This is a genomic window from 'Vigna radiata' phytoplasma (assembly GCF_030586915.1).
GTDB lineage: Bacteria > Bacillota_I > Bacilli_A > Acholeplasmatales > Acholeplasmataceae > Phytoplasma > Phytoplasma australasiaticum.
In genome coordinates this window covers 1-1,919 of the sequence record NZ_JAOSIS010000047.1, presented here as the reverse complement: position 1 = coordinate 1,919, position 1,919 = coordinate 1, and the positions used below count along the sequence as shown (strand labels likewise).

The following is a 1,919-nucleotide window of genomic DNA, read 5'->3' as shown; positions in this document are numbered from 1 at the left end:
ATAAAAATAAAATTAAAATAATAAATTTTTTTTTTTTTTTAATTTTTTAATTTATTAATTTATTTTAAAAATTTTTTTTTATTTTAAAATAATTATTTAATATTTTATTAAAAATTTTTTAAATTTTTAAAAAAAAAATAATTTATTTATAATATAATAAAAAAAAATTATTTTTTTAACAACAAATATAATTTTTAAAAATAAAATTTAATTTTAAAAAAAAAAAAAAAAAAAAAAAAAAAAAAAATATACAATTAATATTAAAATATAAATAGCTAATTTAAATATATTTATACATTCTTCTCAATCGAGGAATATAACAACAATAAAAAGAGTGATAGACAATGTTTTTAGTAAAAAATAAATTAAGTTTCTTAAAATTATTTTTAGTTATTATTTTAAGGTTATTATTAATGATAAATAATAATCAAGTTATGGCGATAAAAAAACAAGAACTGATTTCCGATAATAAAAATATGAATATAAAATTATTAGAATTATCAATACAACAAAAACAATTAGAAGAACAAATATATTATTTTAGAAATCATAAAAAACCTAATTTAAATTTGGCAGATACAAAAGAAATTTTAAAATTAGAACAACAATACATCCAATTAAAAGAAAGAAAAAATGAAATTTACAAAAATATTTCACAAAAAACCAAAAAAGTAACTTTCAATTTAAAACCATTTATAAAAATTATATAAACAAAATAATTAAAATTAAAACCCATAAAAATTCCTCTTAGAATAAGAGGATTTTTTATCCAAATGCATTTTTTTTAAAAATAAAAATTATAAATTTTATATTTAATATATATTCATAATGATAATACGGATAGATTAATTGCGTTTTATTCAGCGATTTATCTTTGCTGTTTTATTTACAATCAGCCCCCGTCCAAACCGGACAAGCAAGTTTCCCAGCATCCGGCTTTCCATAATTCACTCTCTTACGAGAACTAATGTCTCCTCGCGGTTAATTAGCTATTTATTCTTATTGTTCTTGTTTTCTAATATCATGTATTTGTTGATTGGTTATCTTGCGGTGACAATCTTTACACAATACCTTTGTTCTTTTATTCATGATACTTCGGTGGTGCGCATTGCGGACCGTACCAATGTGATGAATTTGAAGTTGGGTTGTTTTGTTGCAACCCTCACAACGTTCCGCTTTTAAACGGTCAGTTAGATGGGTACAACCTTGGAATATAAATCTATTAATGGTAATGTCTGGGTTTCCCTTGTAATTACGCATTTTCTTAATTTTGTTCCAAGAGTAAACCTCCCATGGTTCATATTGGGTTTCCCTTTTGTTAAGATAAGAAATTCCCTAAGTTGAACCAATTTTACATTTCTTTCGAACTTTGGCAATTGACGTTTTCCGTTTCCTTGCTAGTGTTTTCAAACAGCTATATTCAGCTAGATAATTTAGATGGGTTAGAGCACTTAGATTGTTAGCAAAACAAAAGTATCGGATGATTCCTCGGACAATTGTTTGATAAGTTCCGATTATTTCGAACTCGTCTCTATCTGCTAATGTTTCATCGTGTCTCACCTTTCCCTTTTTCAACCAATTATATTCTTCCCCATATTCTTTAGCTTTCGCCCTGGGAATTTGGATTTGGACCTTGCCATTTAAGGAATTCCTGCGGGTTTTCTTTTCACGAGTTTTATTGGTGGGGTAGATCTTTACCATGTAGGATAGAAACCTCGTTCCTTTACTGGCTTTCACGATTTTCGATTTATTCTTGTTGATTATAAGTTTTAAATCCTGCTTTAGCCATTTAGTTACTTGGTCTTTGATTCTTTCGGCTTGGTCATATTCGCCTTTAATGCCAATAATAAAGTCATCAGCATAACGGATATATTCAACTCTTGGTTTTGGATTTAAATTGATAACACTATCAGCCCCCA

Annotated in this window: 1 protein-coding gene and 1 pseudogene; one reads left to right on the top strand and one right to left on the bottom strand. The window is 25.9% G+C overall.

Annotation, left to right across the window (positions count from 1 at the left end):
* The first annotated feature begins 344 nt into the window (after nucleotides 1-344).
* Entirely contained in the window at nucleotides 345-710 is a 366-nt protein-coding gene (locus tag OC710_RS02675) for an SVM family protein (RefSeq protein WP_004994656.1), read from the top strand.
* A 289-nt stretch (nucleotides 711-999) separates the two neighbouring features.
* Here OC710_RS02675 and OC710_RS02725 read toward each other — a convergent pair.
* Nucleotides 1,000-1,919 (bottom strand): annotated as a pseudogene (locus OC710_RS02725) (group II intron reverse transcriptase/maturase); the annotation flags it as partial.